The sequence below is a fragment of the Pseudomonas sp. LS_2 genome (assembly GCF_042709235.1).
GTDB lineage: Bacteria > Pseudomonadota > Gammaproteobacteria > Pseudomonadales > Pseudomonadaceae > Aquipseudomonas.
Genome location: NZ_JAVAYC010000008.1, coordinates 1 through 22516, shown reverse-complemented (window position 1 = coordinate 22516; position 22516 = coordinate 1). Strand labels below are relative to the sequence as shown.

The 22516-nt window shown below is 64.8% G+C and carries 20 protein-coding genes; 12 read left to right on the top strand and 8 right to left on the bottom strand.

Features of this window, described 5'->3' with window-relative positions; all coding sequences use genetic code 11:
- Positions 1-12 precede the first annotated feature (12 nt).
- From RAC97_RS09430 to RAC97_RS09415, 4 genes are all read left to right on the top strand, one after another.
- Positions 13-717 carry a glutamine amidotransferase gene (locus RAC97_RS09430; RefSeq protein WP_379671423.1) on the top strand — a complete coding sequence of 235 codons (705 nt, stop codon included), beginning with the start codon at positions 13-15 and terminating at the stop codon, positions 715-717.
- A 399-nt stretch (positions 718-1116) separates the two neighbouring features.
- Entirely contained in the window at positions 1117-1620 is a 504-nt protein-coding gene (locus RAC97_RS09425) for a (2Fe-2S)-binding protein (protein ID WP_379671422.1), read from the top strand.
- Complete coding sequence (locus RAC97_RS09420; protein WP_379671421.1) at positions 1610-3910, top strand: molybdopterin cofactor-binding domain-containing protein; 2301 nt, start codon at positions 1610-1612, stop codon at positions 3908-3910. Before RAC97_RS09425 ends, RAC97_RS09420 begins: the two co-directional genes overlap by 11 nt.
- 2 nt (positions 3911-3912) lie before the next feature.
- Entirely contained in the window at positions 3913-4608 is a 696-nt protein-coding gene (locus RAC97_RS09415; protein ID WP_379671420.1) for a hypothetical protein, read from the top strand.
- Positions 4609-4662: 54 nt separating this feature from the next.
- Here the strand turns inward: RAC97_RS09415 and RAC97_RS09410 are convergent, their stop codons facing one another.
- Positions 4663-5616 (bottom strand): GlxA family transcriptional regulator, encoded by a 954-nt coding sequence (locus RAC97_RS09410; protein WP_379671419.1) that lies wholly within the window; start codon positions 5614-5616, stop codon positions 4663-4665.
- 172 nt (positions 5617-5788) lie between these two features.
- On the opposite strand from RAC97_RS09410, the gene RAC97_RS09405 reads away from it, so the two are divergent.
- The 6 genes from RAC97_RS09405 to RAC97_RS09380 all read left to right on the top strand — a co-directional run bounded on the left by RAC97_RS09405 (position 5789) and on the right by RAC97_RS09380 (position 12290).
- The gene (locus RAC97_RS09405; protein WP_379671418.1) at positions 5789-6382 is read left to right on the top strand and encodes a TetR/AcrR family transcriptional regulator; all 594 of its coding nucleotides are present in this window, start codon (positions 5789-5791) and stop codon (positions 6380-6382) included.
- A gap of 49 nt (positions 6383-6431) precedes the next feature.
- On the top strand, positions 6432-7109 hold the full coding sequence (locus RAC97_RS09400; protein WP_379671417.1) for a type 1 glutamine amidotransferase domain-containing protein: 678 nt from the start codon (positions 6432-6434) through the stop codon (positions 7107-7109).
- 180 nt (positions 7110-7289) lie between these two features.
- Positions 7290-8744, top strand: coding sequence for an aldehyde dehydrogenase family protein (locus tag RAC97_RS09395; RefSeq protein WP_379671416.1), 1455 nt, complete (start codon positions 7290-7292; stop codon positions 8742-8744).
- A gap of 123 nt (positions 8745-8867) precedes the next feature.
- Positions 8868-9992: an alkene reductase gene (locus RAC97_RS09390; RefSeq protein ID WP_379671415.1), complete on the top strand. Its 1125-nt coding sequence runs from the start codon at positions 8868-8870 to the stop codon at positions 9990-9992.
- Positions 9993-10058: 66 nt separating this feature from the next.
- Complete coding sequence (locus tag RAC97_RS09385) at positions 10059-11270, top strand: CynX/NimT family MFS transporter (RefSeq protein WP_379671414.1); 1212 nt, start codon at positions 10059-10061, stop codon at positions 11268-11270.
- 75 nt (positions 11271-11345) lie between these two features.
- Positions 11346-12290 carry an alpha/beta fold hydrolase gene (locus RAC97_RS09380; protein WP_379671413.1) on the top strand — a complete coding sequence of 315 codons (945 nt, stop codon included), beginning with the start codon at positions 11346-11348 and terminating at the stop codon, positions 12288-12290.
- Positions 12291-12461: 171 nt separating this feature from the next.
- Here RAC97_RS09380 and RAC97_RS09375 read toward each other — a convergent pair whose 3' ends face one another.
- The 4 genes from RAC97_RS09375 to RAC97_RS09360 all read right to left on the bottom strand — a co-directional run bounded on the left by RAC97_RS09375 (position 12462) and on the right by RAC97_RS09360 (position 18497).
- Positions 12462-14084 (bottom strand): acyl-CoA synthetase, encoded by a 1623-nt coding sequence (locus RAC97_RS09375; protein WP_379671412.1) that lies wholly within the window; start codon positions 14082-14084, stop codon positions 12462-12464.
- Positions 14085-14318: 234 nt separating this feature from the next.
- Positions 14319-15860: an aminomethyl-transferring glycine dehydrogenase subunit GcvPB gene (gene gcvPB / locus RAC97_RS09370; RefSeq protein WP_379671411.1), complete on the bottom strand. Its 1542-nt coding sequence runs from the start codon at positions 15858-15860 to the stop codon at positions 14319-14321.
- Positions 15857-17260, bottom strand: a complete 1404-nt coding sequence (gene gcvPA, locus RAC97_RS09365) for an aminomethyl-transferring glycine dehydrogenase subunit GcvPA (RefSeq protein WP_379671410.1) — start codon at positions 17258-17260, stop codon at positions 15857-15859. Before gcvPA ends, gcvPB begins: the two co-directional genes overlap by 4 nt.
- Before the next feature lie 28 nt (positions 17261-17288).
- A complete protein-coding gene (locus RAC97_RS09360; protein ID WP_379671409.1) occupies positions 17289-18497 on the bottom strand; it encodes an ATP-NAD kinase family protein in 1209 nt (402 codons plus the stop codon).
- A gap of 150 nt (positions 18498-18647) precedes the next feature.
- Here RAC97_RS09360 and RAC97_RS09355 point away from each other — a divergent pair, with 150 nt between their 5' ends.
- Positions 18648-19238: a TetR/AcrR family transcriptional regulator gene (locus RAC97_RS09355; protein WP_377748422.1), complete on the top strand. Its 591-nt coding sequence runs from the start codon at positions 18648-18650 to the stop codon at positions 19236-19238.
- A 53-nt stretch (positions 19239-19291) separates the two neighbouring features.
- On the opposite strand, the gene RAC97_RS09350 is transcribed toward RAC97_RS09355, so the two are convergent.
- The 3 genes from RAC97_RS09350 to RAC97_RS09340 all read right to left on the bottom strand — a co-directional run bounded on the left by RAC97_RS09350 (position 19292) and on the right by RAC97_RS09340 (position 21537).
- Positions 19292-20233: an LLM class oxidoreductase gene (locus RAC97_RS09350; protein ID WP_377748423.1), complete on the bottom strand. Its 942-nt coding sequence runs from the start codon at positions 20231-20233 to the stop codon at positions 19292-19294.
- A 13-nt stretch (positions 20234-20246) separates the two neighbouring features.
- Positions 20247-20684: a nuclear transport factor 2 family protein gene (locus tag RAC97_RS09345; RefSeq protein WP_377748425.1), complete on the bottom strand. Its 438-nt coding sequence runs from the start codon at positions 20682-20684 to the stop codon at positions 20247-20249.
- A gap of 112 nt (positions 20685-20796) precedes the next feature.
- A complete protein-coding gene (locus RAC97_RS09340; protein WP_377748427.1) occupies positions 20797-21537 on the bottom strand; it encodes an SDR family NAD(P)-dependent oxidoreductase in 741 nt (246 codons plus the stop codon).
- A gap of 139 nt (positions 21538-21676) precedes the next feature.
- On the opposite strand from RAC97_RS09340, the gene RAC97_RS09335 reads away from it, so the two are divergent.
- A complete protein-coding gene (locus tag RAC97_RS09335) occupies positions 21677-22330 on the top strand; it encodes a TetR/AcrR family transcriptional regulator (protein WP_377748428.1) in 654 nt (217 codons plus the stop codon).
- Positions 22331-22516 lie beyond the last annotated feature (186 nt).

Below are 22516 nucleotides of genomic sequence, written 5' to 3'. Positions count from 1 at the left end.
CGGAACAGCACCATGACCCAACGCACCCTGCAAGCCATCCGCCATGTCGGTTTCGAAAACCTCGGCAGCTTCGAAGCCCCGCTGCGCGAGGCCGGTTATGTCATCGAGTACATCGAGGCAGCAGAACACGACCTGACCCAGCTGGACCCGAACGGCGCCGACCTGCTGGTAATTCTCGGCGGGCCGATCGGCGTCTACGACCACGACACCTACCCCATCGTCACTCACCAGCTGGAGATTCTGCGCACACGCCTGGCCGCCGACCGCCCGACCCTCGGCATCTGCCTGGGCGCGCAGCTGATGGCCGCCGCCCTGGGGGCGCGGGTCTATCCGGGCCCGGCGAAGGAAATCGGCTGGTCGGTGCTCGAGCTGGCAAACACGGACGCGCCCAACCCGCTGGCCGAACTGCGCGATGTGCCGGTACTGCACTGGCACGGCGATACCTTCGACCTGCCGCAAGGCTGCACCCGCCTGGCGTCCACCGAGATCTGCCGCAACCAGGCGTTTTCCCGTGGTTCGAACCAGCTGGGCCTGCAATTCCACCCCGAAGTGCTAGGCGCACGCTTCGAGCATTGGCTGCTGGGGCACGCGTGCGAGCTGGCCACCTCGGGTATCGACCCGGTTGCCCTGCGTCATGATGCCGGGTTGTATGCGAAAGGGCTGGAGCAAGCGGGCAAGCGCATGCTGCGCAGTTGGTTGGCCGGGCTTTCGTTCTGAGTCCAGCGTTGTCTGGAAGTGGGGCCGCATAGCGGCCCCATTTCTTTACTCCAACAATGTCCCAAAACATTGCGTATATGACATTGCCGCCCCACCTGCCCTTGCTAGACTTCATCTCATTCTGAACACCGTGGTCGCGCTTCTTTTCGCACTAAGCCAATAACTATTAATTTCCCGACGTACAAGGACAACGTGCACCAATGCGCACTTTTCCTCTTGGGCGCGCGGTTGTGCGAACGCCATAAAAACCCCTCTGGCACGACACTTTGATCGCGCCGACTGCTTGCCTATTCAACGGTTGTATGTGTGCCACCTCGCGTGGCGCCTTGCGTATGCGGCTGCCTGAAAAACAGCGAGAGAGACCAATAACGCGAAGCCTGAAACCCTCTGGAGGTCGGCATGATCGAGTTCTACTTGAACGGCGAGAAAGTCCAATCGAACGCCGCTGACGATGTACCTGTGCTCTGGGTCATTCGCGACGAGTTCAAACTCAAAGGCACCAAGTTCGGTTGTGGCGTGGCCATGTGCGGTGCGTGCACCGTGCATATCGATGGCAATGCCATTCGTGCCTGCGTCTACCCGATGGCCATGGCCAAAGGTACGCGTATCACCACCATCGAAGGCTTGGGCGGCAACCACCCGCTGCAACACGCCTGGGTCGAAAAACAGGTACCGCAGTGCGGCTACTGCCAGTCCGGGCAGATCATGCAAGCGGCCACCCTGCTGACCCGCACGCCGAACCCGAGCGATGACGACATCGTCAACCACATGAGCTCCAACCTGTGCCGCTGCATGACCTACCAGCGCATCAAGGACACCATCAAGCACGCGGCGGCGATGACTCGCGCCGAAGCACAGGCCCTCGCCACGCCTGCCGTGGTGGAGGTCGCCCATGTCGAATAAGCAACTGCGCCTCACCGCCGACATGGCCAGCCTGTCACGGCGCAACTTCCTGGTCGGCAGCGTCGCAGGCACCTTGATGATGGCCTTTGCCCCGACCTTCCAGGCCTTCGCCGCCCCCGCCAAGGACCTGCTCAAGGACAAGCTGTTCTCGCCCACCATCTGGTTCCAGATCGACAGCAGCGGCGCGGTCACCGTGAACATCACCCGCGCGGAAATGGGCCAGCACGTGGGCACTGCGCTGGCGCGCATCGTTGCCGACGAACTCGGCGCCGACTGGAGCCAGGTAAAGATCATCCACGTGGACACCGACCCCAAGTGGGGCCTGATGATCACGGGTGGGTCCTGGTCGGTGAACACCTCGTTCAAGACCCTTTCCCAGGCCGGCGCCGCCGGCCGCACGGCGCTGATCGAAGCAGGGGCGAAACTCAAGGGCGTTTCCGCTGCCCAGTGCGATACCCAAAACGGCTATGTGCTGACGCCCGCCGGCAACCTCAGCTTTGCCGAGGTGGTGCAAAAAGGCGCCATCGACCGTACCTTCACCCCGGAACAACTGAACGCCTTCAACGCCAAGCCCAAGAGCAGGCACACACTCATCGGCACCCAGCACAAGGCCCTGGACATCCCGCCGAAAACCAACGGCTCGGCCGTGTACGGCATCGATGTGGAAGTCGAAGGCATGGTCTACGCCCGCCCCATCGTACCGCCAACGCGCTATGGCAGCCGCGTGATCGGGGTTGACGACCAACGCGCCAAAGCGCTGCCCGGCTACCTGGGCTTTGAAGTACTCAAGGACCCCAGCGGCCAGCTCGAAGGCTGGGTTTCGGTGCTCGCCAAGGACTACCCCACCGCGATCAAGGCCGGTGACCTGATCAAGGTGCAGTACCAGCCAGGCCCAACGGCACTGGTCAACGAAAGCGACATCCTGGCCGAAGGCCTGCGTCAGGTGAACGACCCATCGGAAGGCGTCCTGTTCATCGACGACGGAGATGTCGATACCGCCCTGGCCAAGCACCCAGACTCGATAGACGCGATCTACAACACCCACACCGTCCTGCACTTCGCCCTCGAACCGCTGAACGCCATCGCCTTGCAACAGGACGGCAAGTGGCATATCCACGGCGGCAACCAGTGGCAGACGCTGACCTTGGCGATTCTGGCCAAGGCGCTCGAAGTCGCAGAGACCGATATCGTCATCCACCAGTACTACCTCGGCGGTGGCTTCGGCCGCAGGCTCGGGGGCGACTACATGATCCCGGCCGCCCTGACCGCCAAGCAGTACGGCAAGCCGGTGAAGCTGATCTTCACCCGAGCCGACGACTCGCGCTTCGACCAGGTGCGTTCGGCCTCTGTGCAGCGCTTCCAGGCCAACTTCAGCGCCGACAAGCAACTGGTGGCGATGGACCACGCCTTTTCCGCCGCCTGGCCGACCCTGTCCATGTTCCCGGCCGGGATGACCGAAAGCGTGGACAAGAAAGGTAAGGTCGACCCGTTCTCCGCCAGCGGCGCCGACCACTGGTACAGCATCGCCAACCACCGTTCGCGGGCCATCAACAACGACCTTGCGCAGCGCACCTTCCTGCCCGGCTGGCTCAGGTCGGTCGGGCAGGGTTGGATTGTCTGGGGGCTGGAGGCGTTCATCGACGAAGCCGCGCACCGCGCCGGGGTCGACCCGCTGCAGTTCCGCTTGCAGATGCTCGATGGCAAAGGCAAGCACGCCGGCATCGCGCCGGAAACCGCCGGCGGCGCCAACCGCCTGCGCCATACCCTGGAAGTGCTCAAGGCGCGCATCGACTATGGCAGCCCCCTGCCCGCCAACGAGGGCATCGGCATCGCCTTGTCGGCAGGCCAGGAGCGTACCAACGCGACGTGGATTTCCACCGCCGTGCAGGTGGCGGTCGACCCGGCCAGCGGCAGCATTCGAGTGAAGAAGGTGGTGATGGTGGTGGACGCCGGCATCATCGTCCACCCCGATGGCGCCCGCGCCCAAGTGGAGGGCGGCGCAATGTGGGGGCTCAGCATGGCGCTCAACGAACACACCGAGTTCGCCAACGGGCAAGTGCGTGACGTGAACCTGAACACCTACATGCCCATTCGCATGAACGAGCTGCCGGAAATCGTCATCGAGTTCGTCGACAGCAGCGAATTCCCCACAGGCCTCGGCGAACCCGGCGTGATCGGCATCGCGCCGGCCATCAGCAATGCCATTTACCAGGCCGTAGGCGTCAGGCTTCGGGACCTTCCGATGCGCCCGGCACACATCCTTGCAGCCCTTGAAAAGAAGGTAGGTTGACCATGGCCACCGCTCGTCTGACGCTCTGCGTGCTGGCAATCACCGGCTTTACCGGCGTGGTGCAAGCCGACGCCTACGAGGACTATGTAAAAGCCCCCAACCCAGACTCCGCGTTCAAGTACATCCACCAGGTCACCACCCACCAGCGCTGCGTGAACTGCCACGGGGTCATCAAGGATGGCGTGCAGCGGCCAACGGTCGGCGAGGACGGCCGCCTGCACCCGATGAACATTTCCATCGTGCACAACCTGCGCCTGAAGGTGGAAGGCAAGATGTTCGTGGAAATCGCCAACTCCTCGCAGCCGGTCAACTGCCGCAGCTGCCACCAGGACAAGAACGGCGACGCACCGGGCATGCCGCCGGGCGCGGCCAACGACCTGATGCCGGGGTTCGTCTGGCACATGCCTCCGCCAACCATGCTGCTGACCCGCGACATGGGCGTGCAGGCGCTGTGCGAGCAGTTGCTGGACCCGGCCCGCAACAGCTTCCTGGCCGTGCGCGGCGGGCGCCACGACCTGAAGACCTTCAAGAAGGAGTTCGATCACCACGTCAACGACGACCCACTGGTGCGCTGGGCCTGGGAACCGGGGCCTGGGCGTCTCCCGGCACCGGGCACGCACAAGCAACTGGTGGAGGCGATGCAGCTGTGGACCAGCGCAGGGGCGCCTTGCCCCGATGACGGCAAGAAAAGCCTGTAGTTGCGACCTTGCGCCTACCGGTACTGCGCCGCCTCCACGAAAACGAAGGCGCGGTCAGGGCGCGCCTTCGAAGGCATCGGCATAGAGCTTCACGCGGATCGCTTGCGGGGGCTTGCCGTAGGCACGCAGGAAGGCCTGGCGCATGCGCTCGCGGTCGCCGAAGCCGGTCTCGCGGGCGATCACCTCCACCGGGTGGCAGCTGGTTTCCATCAGGGTGCGCGCCGCCTCCACCCGCAGGCGCTCGATGGCCTTCGCCGGGGAGGTGCCGGTCTCCTCGCGGAACACCCGGCTGAACTGCCGCGGGCTGAGCCTTGCGACCTGGGCCAGCAGGGTCACCGACAGGTCGCTGCGCAGGTGCTCGCGGGCATAGGCCATGGCCAGCTGGATACGGTCGGACTTGGGGTCCATCTCCAGCAGTGCCGACAGCTGCGATTGCTCAGCCCCTCGGCGCTGCTGCATTACCAGCTTGCGCGCCACCCGGCGCGCCAGGTCGACACCCAGGTCCTTCTCGACCATGGCCATGGCCAGGTCCACGCCAGCGCTCATGCCCGCACCGGTCCACACCGGGCCATCGACCACGAACAAGCGGTCGTCATCCATGCGCAAGTGTGGGTAGCGCTGCTTGAACTCCGGCGCATGCAGCCAATGGGTGGTCACCCGCCGATTGGCCAGCAGGCCCGCTTCGGCCAACGCGAAGACGCCGGTGCACAGCGAGGCGATGCGCCGCGACTTGCCACTGACCACGCTCAGGTGACTCAGCAGCCGCGCGCTGGGCACGCCCAGTTCCAAGTAGCCGCTGATGATCAGGGTGTCGTAGCCGGAACACTTGAGCGCCTCAGTATTGACCGAATACCCCTGGGATGACATCACCGCCCCGCCCTCCTCGGACACCAGGGTGAACGCGTAGATCTGCTTGCCATGCAGCAGGTTGGCGCACTCGAACACCGAGCCAAGCGACAGGCTCATAGGCTGGAACTGCGGGTAGACCACCAGCGCTACCGTATGCATAGGGCACCTCGTGGATACGTGTGCAGCCGATTTTCAGGATGCCCCACAGCCCACGCAACAGCTCGACGCGCCGATGTCCGGAATCCTTGCGAGGATGACATTGTTCGCTGGCAGGCGACTTCCTACCATGGGCCCATCGCACTAGACGACTGGTCTACTGAGGAACCCGACCATGGCAACCGTCGCCAGCAACCCGACCCAACAACGCATCTTCGACGTCGCGGAATCGATCATTGCCCGCAAAGGTTTTTCCGCCGTGGGCATCAACGAAGTGCTGCAAGCGGCAGAGGTACCCAAGGGCTCCTTCTACCACTACTTCGCCTCCAAGGACGCGTTCGGCACGGCGCTGCTGGAACACTACTTCAAAGGCTACTTCAAGGAGATGGACCTGATCCTGCAAAGCCCCCGAGCCACTGCCTTCGATGCGCTGATGAGCTACTGGCAGCTGTGGATCCGCAACCAGACCAGCCAGACCGACTGCGGCAAATGCCTGGCGGTGAAGCTGGGCGCCGAAGTGGCCGACCTTTCCGAGCAGATGCGCCTGGCCCTGCACCGCGGCACCTCGCAGATCACCGACCGCCTGGAAGTCGCCATCGCCAGGGGCGTGGACGAAGGCTCGGTGAAGATCGCCGCCAGCCCCCGGCAAGTCGCGATGAGGCTCTACGCCCAATGGCTGGGCGCCAGCGTGATGGTCAAGATCACCCGTACCACCCAGCCCTTCGACGAAGCCTTGCTGCAAACCCGGCTTACGCTGAACAACCTGTGAACGCGCCTGCCCGTTCACGCCCTAGCCATGCCAACCCGAGGAAATCGAAATGAAAGTCCTGATTGTGCTGACCTCCCATGACCAACTGGGCGACACCGGCCTGAAGACCGGCTTCTGGCTCGAAGAGCTCGCCGCCCCCTACTACGCGTTCAAGGACGCCGGTGCCGCGCTGACCCTGGCCTCGCCCGCCGGCGGTCAACCGCCGCTGGACCCGAAAAGCGACTCGCCGGATTTCCAGACCGACGACACCCGCCGCTTCAGCGCTGATGCCGAGGCGCAGAAGGCCCTGGCCAATACCGTGAAGCTGAGCGATGTGAGCGCCAGCGACTTTGACGCTGTGTTCTACCCAGGCGGCCACGGTCCGCTGTGGGACCTGGCCGAGTCGAGCACGTCCATCGCCCTGATCGAGGCCTTCGAGCGCGCCGGCAAGCCCATCGGCTTCGTCTGCCATGCCCCTGGCGTACTGCGCCACGTCAAAGGCGCCGATGGCCAGCCATTGGTCAAAGGCCGCCGCGTGACCGGCTTCACCAACAGCGAAGAAGAAGCCGTCCAGCTGACCCAGGTCGTGCCCTTCCTGGTCGAGGACGAGCTGCAAGCGCTCGGTGCTCAGTTTGAGAAAGGCCCGGACTGGGGTTCGTTCGTCATCACCGATGGGCGCTTGGTCACCGGGCAGAACCCGGGTAGTTCCGAGGCTGCCGCCAAGGCCTTGCTGGCCCTGATCGCCTGATCCACAGGGGTCAACGACGGGCCACGGGGAATCGATAAGCCCAGGCCCGTCGCGCCGTAGTACCAACCTGCACGTCTGCACAGTCGCCCTTTTCAGGATGACGGGCTTCGTGTTGCCCGAAAAAAGCTTCATCAACCTTTTCGAACAGGCTTTTCCCATTTAACTCAAGGAGTTAGCAAAATGACCACTTCCAAAGGCTACACCTACTCAGCCAGCGTCTTCGCCGGCCCTTACTACCTGTCCATCGCCGGTGACCTGGTGTCCACCGCCGAGCACTTCGACGTGTTCAACCCGGCCACCGGCCAGGTGTTGGCCCAGGCGCCATCGGGTTCGCCCGAGCAACTGGAAACCGCCATCGCCAGCGCGAAAAGCGCCTTCAAGACCTGGTCCGCACTGAGCTACGACCAGCGCCAGGTCTACCTGAACGCCTACGCCGATGCCCTGCAAGCACACCGTGACGAGCTGTCGCAATTGCTGACCCTGGAGCAAGGCAAGCCGCTCAAGACCATGGCCGAGCCTGAAGTCGACCAGGCCATCTCGTGGATCCGCCAGATCGCCACCCGCCGCATCCCGGTGGAAATCGTCGAGGACAACGACAGCCATGTGGTCGAGCTGCACCACACCCCGCTGGGCGTGATCGGCGCGATCACCCCGTGGAACTTCCCGGTGCTGCTGGCGCTGTGGAAAGTGGCCCCGGCCCTGATCACCGGCAACACCATGGTCATCAAGCCTTCGCCGTTCACCCCGCTGACCACCCTGCGCTTCGGCCAGATCGCCCAGGCCGTGTTGCCGCCAGGCGTGCTGTCGGTCGTGTCCGGCGGCAACGAGCTGGGCCCACAGATGACCGCCCACGCCGACATCGCCAAGATCAGCTTCACCGGCTCCACCGAGACCGGCAAGCACGTGATTCGCTCGGCGGCCGGCACCATGAAGCGCCTGACCATGGAGATGGGCGGTAACGACGCGGCCATCGTGCTGCCGGACGCCGATTTCAAAGCCATCATCCCGCAGCTGTACTGGGGCGCGGTGGGCAACTCCGGCCAATGGTGCGTTGGCATCAAGCGCCTGTACGTGCACAGCAGCTACCGCGCCGAGTTCGTCGAGGCCTTCGTCGACTACGCCAAACAGCAGAAGATGGGCAACGGCCTGGACCCTGAAGTGACCGTGGGCCCGGTGCAGAACAAGATGCAGTTCGACAAGGTGCGCACCTTCCTCGATGACATCAAGGCCAATGGCTACAAGGTGGTGCTCGGTGGCGAAGTGGACGAAAGCCGTCCTGGCTACTTCATCCCGGTGACCGTGGTGGACAACCCGCCAGAGCAGTCGATGATCGTGCAGCAGGAGCAGTTCGGCCCGATCGTGCCGATCATCGCCTACGACGATGTCGACGACGTGGTCGCCCGCGCCAACGACAGCCCATTCGGCCTTGGTGGCTCGGTCTGGGGTCGCGATACCAAGGCTGCCGTGGCCGTGGCCAACCGCCTGGAGACCGGCATGGTCTGGGTCAACGAGATCCACACCCAGGGCATCGACGTGCCGTTCGGTGGCCACAAGCAGTCGGGCCTGGGCACCGAGCACGGCCACGAAGGCCGCCTGCTGTTCACCAACCCCAAGACCGTGCTGATCAAGAAGTAAGCCGGTGCGGCCTCTCCCCGCGGGAGGCCGCCCTTCCAGCACCCCTGATTTTTCGCACTGGAGCCCGTGGGCGTTCGCGCCTTCACGCACGCCTCCGTGCGCCTGAACGACAGGATTAGAGCCATGAACCACAGCGCATTGTTCACCCCCCTCGAGATGGGCCACATCACCCTGAAGAACCGCATCGTGCTGCCGCCATTGACCCGCCAGCGCGCGGCCCAGCCCGGCGATATCGCCACCGACCTGATGGCCACCTACTACCGCCAGCGCGCCAGTGCCGGCTTCATGGTCACCGAGGGCGCCCAGATCGAGCCACGCGGCCAAGGCTATGCCTGGACCCCGGGCATCTACACCCCCGAGCAGATCGAAGGCTGGCGCAAAGTCACCGACGCCGTGCATGCCGAAGGCGGGGTGATCTTCGCCCAGCTGTGGCACGTGGGCCGGGTTTCGCACAACGACCTGCAACCCGGCGGCGCCGCCCCGGTAGCGCCTTCGGCGATCCAGGCGCAGAAGGTCAAGGCCTTCATCCAGACCGGCCCAGGCACGGGCGAGCTGGTGCAGCCACCGGTGCCGCGGGCACTGGAAGTGGCCGAGATCGGCGAGCTGGTGCAGCAGTACGCACAGGCCGCACGCAATGCCATCGATGCCGGCTTCGACGGCGTGGAAATCCATTCGGCCAACGGCTACCTGGTCAACCAGTTCATCTCGGCCCACGCCAACCAGCGCACCGACCAGTACGGCGGCTCGCTGGAAAACCGCCTGCGCTTCCTGCGGGAAATCGTCGAGGCGGTGAGCGCGGTAGTGGGTGGCGAACGCCTGGGCGTGCGCTTCACCCCGCTGTTCACCAGCACCGACCAGGACCGCGTGTACATCGGCCTGGTCGAGGAAGACCCGCACACCACCTACGTCGAGGCGGTCAAGGTGCTGGAGGCCGCTGGCGTTGCCTACGTGTCGATCGCCGAAGCCGACTGGGACAACGCGCCCGACCTGCCCGAAGCCTTCCGCCGCGACGTACGCGCCGCGTTCAGCGGGCGCATTCTCTACGCCGGGCGCTACACCGCCGAGCGGGGGGCGCGCCTGATCGAGTCGGGGCTGGCGGACCTGGTGGCGTTCGGTCGCCCGTTCATCGCCAACCCTGACCTGCCGGCGCGTATCGCCAACGGCTGGCCGCTCAACCCGCTCGACCCGGCCACGGTGTACGGCGGTGCCGAAAAAGGCCTGACCGACTACCCCACGTACTCGGCCTGACCTCGACGCGGCTGAACGCCCCGTTCAGCCGCGCAGTCCATCATCAAACGACCGGAAGCCTTCGCCATGTCCGCCGACTCCTTACCTGCCAAGCCCCATGCACCGTCGACGCTGGTGCTGGTGGCTTGCATCGTGCTCATCGCCACTACGTTTCGTCCAGGCATCGTCTCGGTGGGGCCGTTGCTGCCTGCGATCATTCTCGAACTGGGCCTGAGCCATACCGAAGCCGCCCTGCTGACCGTCATCCCCACGTTGCTGATGGGCCTGCTGGCATTGCCCGCGCCCTGGCTGGCGCACCGTTACGGGCGCGACCGGGTGATCCTGGCGGCCTTGCTGGTGCTGGGCTGCGCCATTGCCCTGCGCACCTTCGCAAGCTCCGCTGGCCAATTGTTCGCCGCCACCGCTGGCGTGGGCGCAGGCATCGCCATCGCCGGTACCTTGTTCTCCAGCTACGTGAAGGCCCGCGCACCGGGACGACTGGCCTTGTTCATGGGCATCTACGCCACGGCCATCGGCATGGGCAGCACGGTCGCAGCCGCCAGCACCGGGCTGCTCGAGCAAGTGTTGCAGGGCTGGCGCTGGGCCAGCGGCGCCTGGGTGCTGCCGGTGCTGCTGGCAGCGCTGGCCTGGCTGCTGGTCGAGCGTCGTAGCCTGGGAAACCGCCCGGCCGCGGGCAACACGCCCATGCCGAGCATGCCTTGGAGCAATGCCACCGCCTGGTTGATCGCGCTGTTCTTCGCCTGCAACACCGTAGTGTTCTACGCGCTGATCGCCTGGCTGGCACCGCTGTACAGCGAGTTGGGCGAGAGCACTGCCTCGGCTGGCTTGATACTGGCCAGCTACACCCTGGGCTTCATGGTGGCAAACCCGGTCTTCGGCTTCCTCAGCCGCAGCGACGACCGCCGCCTGCCACTGGCTGCAAGCTCGTCCATCGCCCTGCTCGGCAGCCTGGCGATGGCCGTTTCGCCGAACAGCATGCCCTTGCTCATCGTGCCCATCGCCGCGTTCGGCACGGGCGGCGCGTTCACCCTGGCCATGACCCTGCCACTGGACAACGCCTCGACGCCAGAAGAAGCCAGCGCCTGGAATGCCTTCGTGATGCTTATCAGCTACGTGCTCGGCGCGGCCGGGCCATTGCTGGTGGGCTACCTGCGCGACAGCACGGGGAATTTCCAGTCGGCGCTGTGGATGCTGGTTGGCGTAGGCGCCGTGATGCTGCTGGTAACCCCTTTCATGCAGCCTTACCACCAGCGTGTACATCGGCAATGTAACCCTTAAAAATGCTATTGACGAGTTACATAGGGGCAAGTAACCTCTTTACACCACTTAACTAGTTACACAGGAGGTCCTGTCATGTCTTTCTCAAAACTGATGGCATCCGCCGGACTGGCGACCACGCTGCTGGCGGCCCATGCCCAAGCCGCTGAACCTTCCAAGCAGGATGTGCGCTACCGCTATGAGCAGGTCGGCGACGTGAAGGTCTTCTACCGCGAGGCAGGCGACCCGAAGGCGCCGACCGTGCTGCTGCTGCATGGCTTCGCCGCCTCGTCGTTCATGTACCGTGACGTGATCCCGGCCCTTGCAGACCGCTACCACGTGATCGCCCCGGACCTGCCAGCCTTCGGCTTCACCGAGTCGCCCGCGCGCGGCAAATACCCCTACACCTTCAGCCAGCTGGCCAAGACCATTGGCCAGTTCACCGAGCAGCTCAAGCTCGACAAGTACGCGCTGATGGTCCACGACTATGGCGCCCCGGTGGGCTGGCGCCTGGCGGTCGCGCACCCTACCCGGGTGACGGCGATCGTTTCGCAGAACGGCAACGCTTATGAGGAAGGCCTGGGGGCCGGCTGGGCGCCGATCCAGACCTACTGGCGCGAGCCCTCGCAGAAGAACCGCGAAGCACTGAGCGACTTCCCGACCCCGGCTTCGATCAAGTGGCAGTACCTTGAAGGAGTGGCGGACAAGAGCAAGGTGTCGCCCGACGGCTATACCCTGGAAGGGCTGCACATCACCCAGCCGGGCAATGCCGACATCCAGCTCGACTTGATCCTGGACTATGCGGACAACGTGGCGAAGTACCCTGAGTTCCAGGCGTTCTTCCGCAAGTACCAGCCGCCACTGCTGGCGGTGTGGGGCAAGAACGACCCGTTCTTCCTGCCGGCCGGCGCCGAGGCCTGGAAGCGTGACATTCCGAAGGCGGACATTCGCTTCTATGACACCGGGCACTTCGCCCTGGAAACCCACGCCAAGGAAATCATTCCGGTGATTCGTGAGTTTCTCGACAAGCACGTGAAGTAACTGAGCTGCGCGGTGGATGGCACCGGCTGCGCCGGTGTTCGCGAGTGAACTCGCTCCCACAGGTACGACGCTGCCCGTGAGAATGGCGCCCAACCTGTGGGAGCGGGTTTACCCGCGAATACCGGCAAAGCCGGTGCCATCCACCAGTGCCCTTGCGCAAACTTGCAAGCCTTAAAGTGCTCTCGCCCGCTCACGCAGCAGGTACTTCTGGATCTTTCCCGTCGAAGTCTTGGGCAACTCGCCGAACACCACGGTCTTCGGCAGCTTGAACCCCGCCAGATGCTCACGGCAGAAGCGCACGATTTCGGCCGCATCGGTCTCCACAAAGCCCTCCTTCAAAGTCACGAACGCACAGGGCGTCTCGCCCCATTTCTCATCTGGCCGCGCCACCACTGCCGCCTCCAGCACTGCCGGGTGACGGTAGAGCACGCCCTCCACCTCGATGGTGGAAATGTTTTCGCCGCCGGAAATGATGATGTCCTTGAGCCGGTCGCGAATCTCCACGTAGCCATCCGGGTGTCGCACCGCCAGGTCGCCGGTGTGGAACCAGCCACCGGCGAACGCCTCCTGGGTGGCTTGCGGGTTCTTCAGGTAGCCCTTCATCACCGTGTTCCCGCGCATGAAGATCTCGCCGATGCTTTCGCCGTCGGCAGCTACCGGCGCCAGGGTTTGCGGGTCGGCCACCATCAGCCCTTCCAGGGTCGGGTAGCGCACGCCCTGGCGCGCCTTGATCCGTGCACGCTCGTCCAACGGCCGTGCTTCCCACTCGGCGTGCCACGCGCACACGGTCACCGGGCCATAGACTTCGGTCAGACCATAGACATGGGTGACCTTGATACCCATCGCCTCCACCGCGCCGATCACCTTGGCCGGCGGCGCCGCGCCCGCGACCATCGCCGCCACCGGGTGGTCGATGGCCAGCTTGGCGGCCTCGGGCACGTTGACCAGGCCATTGAGCACGATGGGTGCGCCACACAGGTGGCTGACCCGGTGTTCGTTGATCAACCCAAGAATCCTCTGCGGCTCGACCCGGCGCAGGAACACATGGGTGCCCGCCAGGGCGGTGACGGTCCAGGGGTAGCACCAGCCGTTGCAGTGGAACATCGGCAGCGTCCACAGGTACACCGGGTGGTTGCCCATGGCCCAGGTCATCTGGTTGCCCAACGCGTTGAGGTAGGCCCCGCGGTGGTGGTAGACCACGCCTTTCGGGTTGCCGGTGGTGCCGGAGGTGTAGTTGAGCGAGATGGCCTGCCATTCGTCTTCCGGCCATTGCCAGGCGAATTCCGGATCGCCTTCGGCCAGTAGCGCCTCATAGTCCAGTTCGCTGACCGGCTGGCCCTCGCCGTATTCCGGGTCGTCGACATCGATGACCAGCGGCGGGTTGGCCAACAGGCTCAAGGCTTCACGGATCACCGCGTGGAACTCGCGGTCGGTGATCAACACCTTCGCTTCGCCATGCTCGAGCATGAAGGCAATTGCCGCTGCATCCAGGCGTACGTTCAACGTGTTGAGCACTGCGCCGAGCATTGGCACGCCGAAGTGCACTTCGAGCATGGCCGGGATGTTTGGCAGCATCACCGCGACCGTGTCGCCCTTGCCGATGCCACGGGCATGGAGGACGCTGGCCAGGCGGCGGCAGCGGGCATAGGTGTCTTGCCAGTTACGGCGGATAGCGCCGTGGATCACGGCAGGATAGTGCCCGTAGACGCTGGCGGTACGCTCGATGAAGCTCAGCGGCGAGAGCGGGATATGGTTGACAGGCAAGGGCGCCAGGCCCTGGTCGAAGATAGACATGGGAAGTTCCTGTACGCGGGTTGCAGCGAGCGAACCCGCGAGTGGCTGATTGTTAGCTCTGGTCAGGGTGTTACGCCGCTCTTGAGCACAGCGCTGAACCTGTAGGAGCGGGTTTACCCGCGAACCAGGGCGAAGCCCTGGCCATGCACCGCGGTGTTCTTTTCGCGGGTGAACCCGCTCCCACAGGTACTGCGGTGTTCTGAAGCACAGCGCTCCTACAGGGGATGCGTATGCCTACTTCTTGCGCTGGTACGCGCGCCAGGTCATCGCCCATTGCGCCGGGTCTTCCAGGTCACGGCCCTTGAGCCTATGAATGGCCTGGTTGTGCGGCGCGGTCTTGACGATCTCGGGGTTGCTGTAGGCCTCCTCGCAAATGTGCGCCAGCACCGCGATCCAGGTATCCAGCGCTTCCTTGCCATACATCTCGCCGGCTTCGGGGGTGAACGGCTCGGGGATCAGCCAGGGGTGGTGGCTGCTCCACATGGCGTCGATGCCGAAGTCGGTCATGCGGTTCTGCACATCGTGGGCATCGACACCCGTGTCGTCCTTGAGCTGTTGCAGGCTGTAGCGGGTCATCTCCAGACGCGGGCTGGTGGCGTCGGGGTGCGAGCGGGTGACGCCGCGAATCGCCAGCAGGCCCTTCTCCATGTAATTGTTGGCCAGCACCGAGATATCCGAGGCCTCGCCCATGCCTTCGGCGCCCATCGCCCGGGCCCAAGCGTAGGCCTTGAGGATCACCGGCACGTTGCCCCAGAACTCACGGATCTTGCCGCTGCTGTGCGGGCGGTCGTAGTCCAGGCTGTAGCGCTGGCCGTCGAAGGCCACCACCGGCGCGGGCAGGAACGGCGCCAGCTCGGCCGAGCAGCCATAAGCCCCCACCGCCGGCCCACCGACGCCGCTCTTGGGCGCGCCGAAGGTCTTGTGCAGCATGAACATGCAGGCATCGAAACCCAGCTCGCGGGCGCGGATCTTGGTCATCGCGCCGTTGAAGTTGGCGTGGTCGTAGAAGCACAGGCCGCCGGCCTCATGGACGATACGCACCCACTCGCGGATCTCGGGGTTGTACACGCCCATGTCGTCGGGGTTGTTCAGCATCAAGGCTGCCGTACGCTCGGACACCGCGGCCTTGAGCGACTCCAGCGACGGGTAGCCGTTTTCCTCGATCATCAGGGTGATGACCTTGAACCCCGCCGCTGCCGCAGTCGCCGCGCTGCTGGGATGGGTCTGGATGGTGGTGATGATTTCATCACGCTGGGCCAGCTCGCCCCTCGCGGCGTGGTAGCCACGGGTGACCACGCAGTGGGTGTACGCCGCATCGGCACCGCCACCGGGCTGGAAGATGAACTGGTCCATGCCCGACAGCTCGCGCAGGATGCTGTCCATGCCGTGCACCACCTCGAGCGTGCCTTGCAGGGTGTCTTCATCCTGGTAGGGGTGCACGTGGGTCATTTCCGGGCGCCAGGCCATGGCTTCGTTGATCTGCGCGTTGTACTTCATGGTGCAGGTGCCGAACAGGCTGATGTTCATCATGCCCAGGGTCTGCTGCGACAGGCGCAGGTAGTGGTACAGCACCTCCGGCTCCGACAGCTCCGGCAGCGCCGGCTTGCGGGTGCGGCGCATGCTCGCTGGCACCAGCTCGTCGAGACCGCCACTGGCGTTGTGCACCGCCTCTTCCACTTCTGGAAAGACGACGCCACGTCGACCGGGATAGCCCATTTCAAGAATCACCGGCTCGTTCCAGACCGGCGCGTGGTATTCCCGCAGTGGCGTACTCATTGTGCGATTACCTCGTTCAGTGCGGCGACCAGGCGCTCGATATCGGCCTGGGTATGGATTTCGGTGACGCAGTACAGAGCGCTTTGGCCGAGCTCGGGGAAGTCCGTGGAGAGGTCCTTGCCGCCGAAGATGCCTTTGGCCAGCAAGCGCTTGTTGAGGGTCGCGACGCTGTGCCCGGTGCCCTCGAAATTCACCACGAACTCCTTGAAGAAGCCGTTCGGGAAAGTCACCCGCACGCCAGGAATCTCACCCAGCCGCTTGGCTGCGAAGTGCGCGCGCTGCAGGATCACCTCGCCCACTTCCTCGAAGCCCTGGGGGCCCATCATGGCCATGTACACGGCATTGGCGATGGCCCACATGTACACCGAGTGGCCGGTGAAATCGTTGCCCTTGTCGCGCAGGCCATAGGACGACTGCTCGAACAGGCTCAGGCCGAAGCCGTATTCGCCAGGCTGGGTGGTTTCGCTGATGCTGATGAACAGGGTCGGGTACTGGTGGGCATAGCGTGCGTCGTCGTGCGAGGCGATGAAGCCGCTGACGCCGCCACCGCTGTTCATGTGCACGCCCAGTGGCTGGGTGGTGCCGACCACGATATCGGCGCCGTAGTCCACTGGAGCGGCGAGCACGCCGAGGGAAATCGGGTCGACCCCGACGATCACCTGGGCACCCACGGCATGGGCCAGGCGGGCGATCTCGGCGCCCTGCTGCTCGATCACGCCGAAGTAGGAGGGCGTCTCGAAGTACACCGCGGCGGTCTGCTCGCCGAGGGTGGCCTTGAGGTGCTCGAGGTCGAGCAGGCCGGTGCCGGGGTCGTAGTCGACCAGGCGCACGGCGATGTGGCTGGCCATTTCGGTCGGCTCGCAATAGTTGCGGATCACCGACAGGCGCTCCGGGTCGATGGCCCGCACCACCGCCACTTCGCGGCGCTCGGTGAGGCGCGCGGCCATGCGAATGGCGTGGCCGGCGGCACTGCCCCAGCTGCGCACGGGCATGCCGACCAGGTCCATGTTCAACAGCTCGCCGAGCTGGCTGCAGAACTCGAACCAGGCCTGGTTGCGGCCATGGTCGGAGCTGGGCTCGCCGAACACCGAGGTGAGCCATTCGTTGCGCCGTACGACTTCGTCGCAGGCAGCGGGCACATGGTGCTGCCAGCACCCGGCGCCGAGGAAGTTGAGGTTCTGTTCGCAGGTGACGTTCTTCGCCAGGGTGTCGACCAGGTGCCGGCGCAACTGGCTTTCGGTGAGGGCTGGCGGCAGGTTGATCGGGCGCTTCAGGCGGTGGTCCTGGGGGATCTGCTGGAACAGCTCCTCGATGCTGGTGGCACCGATCGACTCGAGCATTTCCTGCTTGAGCGCGGGCACGGAGTTCGCCATGTAGGGGTGGGCGACGTGACTTCTCATGGGAGGGTCCTGGGTGGGGTGGAAGGGATCAGGCGCGAACCTTGAAGAAGGTGGTGCGGTCCGGCCCGGTGTGCACTCGCAGGTAGCCGCTGAGCAATGCGTCGACCTCGGCATCGCCGGTGTCGACGCGCAGGCAGCCGCCGTCGAGGGAAACAAGCTTGTCCATGGCAGCGATCACGACGATGCCTTCGCGCCCGACACGGCGGATGACTTCGGCGCTGAACTGCTGGTTGCCGCGCCCGAACAGGCTGCCGTGGCCGCCGAGCACACCGACCACGATGCGCGTGGGGCGCCCGTCCATCAGGCGCAGCAGGGCTTGTTCGTCGAGGTCGGCGGCGATGCGCTGGCCATCCAGCACGGCGTCCACCCCCAACAGCGTCGAGGGCAGGCCAAGGGCATTCATCACCCGTCGGGTGGTGGTGCCGGGGCCGAGCAGGTAAAGGCAACCGGGCTGCATCTGCTGGGCGACTTGCGCGCTGGCAGCATCGAGTGCGGCGTCGGCGCCCAGCACCGAGCCGGACTTGGCGTTCTGCACCCGGTGGCGTTGGTAAAGGCTGCGGGCGTAGCCATACAGCTGGGTGGACACGCGGTCTTCGCGCATGGCGGCTTCGTCGATGTCCATCACCTCGGCTTCGCGCACGCTTACCGAGGGCGCACTGGCCAGGAAATCGCCCAGCAGTTGCCCGGCGTTGCGCGGGGTGGTGGCGAACACCGCGGAGTACATCTTCACGCCAGTGGGAATGCCCAGCAGCGGTATGCGGTCGGCAACGACGGCCAGCACGTCGCGCGCCGTGCCGTCGCCACCGGCGAACAGCACCAGGTCGACACCGGCGCGGGCCATGGCCAGTGCGGCGTTGCGCGTGGCACCCGGGCCGCTGAGATCAGCGCAGGGACGGTACACCACCAGAGGGTCGAGACCCGCAGCGCGGGCCACGTCCTCGCCCAGCTCGCCGGCAGCGGTCACCAGGTGCAAAGGCGCACAGGTAGCGGCCAGGTACTGGAGGGTTTGCAGGGCGCGCTCGTTGGAGAGCGGGCGAGCGCCTCGGCGTCTGGCTTCAGCCAGCACCTCGACGCCATCGGTGCCCTTGAGGCCCACGCGCCCGCCCATGCCAGCGATGGGGTTGACGATCAACCCCAGCGTCTTGATGCCGCTGCTGACCAAGGACTTGGCCTGTACAAGCGCATCAATGGCATTATCGTCGGCACCCAAGGGGGGCAGGCCGGTCCGCTCACACATGTGCACACTCCTAGGGGGACGGACGGCGCTGCAGGTAACAGGAACAACCAGGAAACTTGCATACGCCGCGTATGCCATTCAAAATACAACATACGCCACGTATGTCAATTCTCACATACGCTCCGTATGTCATATTCGGGAATCAGGGTAATGGCACAGAAACGTGCAGAGATGATTGTGGAAACCCGCGCCAAGCTGATCAAAGCGGCCCGGCAAGCCTTCGCCAACCAGGGCTACGCCGACAGCTCGATGGATGACCTGACCGCCGAGGCGGGGTTGACCCGTGGCGCGCTGTATCACCATTTCGGTGGCAAGAAAGGCCTGCTGGAAGCGGTGATCGCGCAGATCGACAGCGAAATGGTGCAGCGCCTGGCGGTGGTGATCGAGCAGGCATCGAGCACCTGGGAGGGCTTCATCGAGGAGTCCATCGCCTATATCCGCATGGCGTTGGAGCCGGAGATCCAGCGCATCGTGCTGCTCGACGGCCCCGCCGTGCTGGGCGACTCTTCGCGCTGGGCCAGCCAGAACGCGTGCATGCGCAGCACCGAGCGCAGCATCCAGAAGCTGATGGATGAAGGCACGGTGCGGGCGGTGGATGCCGAGGCCATGGCACGGATGGTGATGGGCGCGCTGCTCAATGCCTCGCTGTGGATCGCCCATGCCGACGACCCGCAGGATGCTTCGGTAAAGGCTACCGAGGGGTTCAAGGTGCTGGCTTCGGGGTTGCTGCTGGGTAAGTGAGCCCTAAGCGCGGAGGCTGCAACCCGCTCCCACAGGTTCGCCGCTACTGCAAATCAATGGGCAGCGAAGCGCGGCAGCACGAACTCGCCGATCTCCTGCACCATCTCATGTGCCGGGCGCCGGGCGTACTTCAGGTTCAGCCCTACATGGTTCACGCCAATGCTTTCGAGCATTTCCAGGTACTCGCGCAGGAACTTGTGCCCAGCGCGGAAGCCCAGTTGAATCGGGGTCGGCGGCGCGTTCGCATCCTCTGCCAGGTCCACGTACAGCGATTGCGCGAACGGCTTGAACGAGGGGGTCAGCGCGCGCCACTGGGCGATGGTATCGGCTTGCTGCGCCGCGCCCTGCGGGTAGTACAGCCAGCCATCGGCCTGCTCGGCGATCCATTCCAGCGATTGGCGCGAGTGCCCGGTGACCATCACCGGGATCGAGCCCAGCAAGGGCTTGGGCAGGGTATCCGCACCCGACAGCGCCACCCTTGGCGTGGCAATACTCGGGTAGTCCTCACCCCAAGCCTGGCGCATCACCGCCAAGGCTTCCCGGAACAGCTCCGGGCGCTGCTCGATCGGGGTGTTGAACGCCGCGAACTCGCTGGGCCGGTCACCGGTAGCCAGCCCCAGCACCAGCCGCTGTCCGGACAGGCGATCGACCGACGCAGCGGCCTTGGCCACATGCAGCGGGTGACGCAGGGTGGTGACGATGCTGCCGGTGGCCAGGGCGATACGCGAGGTCTGCGCGGCAACGAAGCCCATGAACACCCAGGGGTCGTGGATATGGCCGACATCACCGAACGACGGCACGTTGAGAAACACATCGCGGAAATACAACGCAGCAAAGCCCTGGTCTTCGGCCAGGCGCGCGGTTTTCAGCTGTTGAGTGATGTCCATCTGCGGCACGGCGCCGCTGTACGACTCGATGGCGAAGAACAACCCTAGCGTCAGCCGCCCTTCCTGGAACATGGCCGAATAGCCGGGGTGTTTGCTGAAGTCAGTCATGATTCACCCTGGCTTACAGACGCGGGGTCTGCTGCGGCTCGCCGCCGCCCCAGTACAGCCACGACCAGCTGTCGCCGGTGCGCTGGAACACGCCGGTGGTCACGTAGGGCACGACGATCGGGGCGTCGTCTTCGAGCTTGTGGCCGTCGATACGAATCTGCGCCCAGGCAATGTCGCCACGCATCCACGACACGACGAGGCGCGGCTGCCAGCGGATACCCAGGGTGGCGACCCAGGTCAGGCCGTCGTGTACGGCATCGCGGCCCATGAAGTACTCGTCCAGACCTGAACCTGCGATGGCCACGTCTGCGTCGGCGAAGTAGTCGGTGACGTTCGAGCCAGGGGTGGACAGCGCTTCGAGCGCGTCGGCGATGAAGCTGTTCAGCGATTTCCGGGTGGCCGGGTCAGCGATCATCGAAGGGGATTGGTAGCCTGCGAGCGAGTCGATCATGGGTGCTCCTGTAGCACTGCCAGGGGATGGGGACAGGAGCAACATATTGGCATACGAAGCGTATGTCAAACTCTACATACGCTTCGTATGTGTGTACCCTATGCCAGAGGCTTCAGGTATTCAAGCCACCGTCGACGTTGATGATCGCCCCGGTTACCTGCCGCGCCGCCGGGCTTGCCAGGAACGCCACCACTGCCGCGACGTCCTTCGGCTCGTTGTAGCGACCCAGGGGCATCAGGCCGCGCTGGAACTCGGCGGATTCGCCATCGCTGGGGTTCATGTCGGTGTTGGTCGAGCCTGGCTGCACCAGGTTCACGGTGATGTCCCGCGCGCCCAGTTCACGCGCCAGGCCGCGGGTGAAGGAGTGCAGCGCCGACTTGGTCATGTAGTACACCGTGCCGGTGTCGCCGACGATGCGCTCGGCGCCCGCCGAACCGATGTTGATCACCCGGCTGCCGGCGCTCAGGTAAGGAATCGCTGCCTGTGCGGTAAGCAAAGGGGAACGCACGTTGATGTCGAGCAGCGTGTCGATGTCGTCGACGCTGATGTTGGCAATCGCTTCGAACAGCGCGACGCCGGCGTTGTTGACCAGGATATCCAGCCCGCCCAGCGCATCGGCCGCCGCATCGACCGCACGCTTGACCGCTGCCGGGTTGCCGCCGTCGAGCTGGATCGCGACCGCCTTGCGGCCCAGGCCCTCGACCCGCGCGACCACCTCGGCCGCCTTCTCGGCCGAGCGCTCGTAGGTAATGGCCACATCCGCGCCCTTCTCCGCCAGGGCGACCGCGATTGCGGCCCCGATACCCCGCGAAGCACCTGTTACCAAGGCGCGTTTGCCGATCAGATCACTCATGACTCACCTGTTTATGTGTTGAACGATACATAAATAGTCGGAGAGCGCATGCCGCCTTGTCAATAAATATTGTGCCGATCAATACATAAATATCGCGCTGCGCGTTGTCCAAGCCCGGCGATGGCCCTACAATCGCGGCATGCGCACTTCAGACGATCTCCCCTGCAGCACCCGGCCACGCCCTCGCGGGCGCCCACGCGCCTTCGACCGCGACGCGGCATTGGCCAAGGCGGCGCTGGTCTTCTGGCTCAAGGGCTATGAAGCCACCTCGATGAGCGACCTCACCGAGGCGATGGGCATTGGCTCGCCGAGCCTGTACGCCGCGTTCGGCTCCAAGGAGGCGCTGTACGCCGAGGCCTTGCAGCATTATTGCGACAGCTACAAAGCCCTGGGCTGGAGCGATTTCTCCCAGGCCGCCACAGCGCGCGCGGCTGTACAGTCGTGGCTGATGACCTCGGCGGCGTTCCTCACCGGGTCGCTGTCGGACACGCCCACAGGTTGCATGGTCACCCTCTCTGCAGTGGGCAGCGAAGGCTACCCGGCGTTGGGTGAGTTGGTGCGCAACTTCCGCAATTCGCCATTCATGCGGGTGAAGGCGCGGATCGAACAGGGCATCGCAGAGGGAGAGTTGCCCGAGAGCCTCGATGCCCACAGCCTTGCCCGTTTCGTGCAAACGGTGCAAAGCGGCATGTCGATCCTGGCCCGCGATGAGGTGGGGCGCGAGGAGCTGGAGGCCGTGGCGCATGCGGCCATGTTGGGTTGGGATGCGCGGGTGGCGGCCAGCGGCGCCTGACGCGGCGGGTTTGCACGCGCGATGAGAGCGCTGCGGTGAATGGCCAGGGCTGCCCCTTGGTTCGCAGCGGATTTTGCATCCCTGCAGGAGCGGGCTGGCCCGCGAACACCGGCAACGCCGGTGCCATCCCCCAATCCCCCGATGCACCACCTCAATCGTACCGATAGCGGAATTATATTTTGCGCG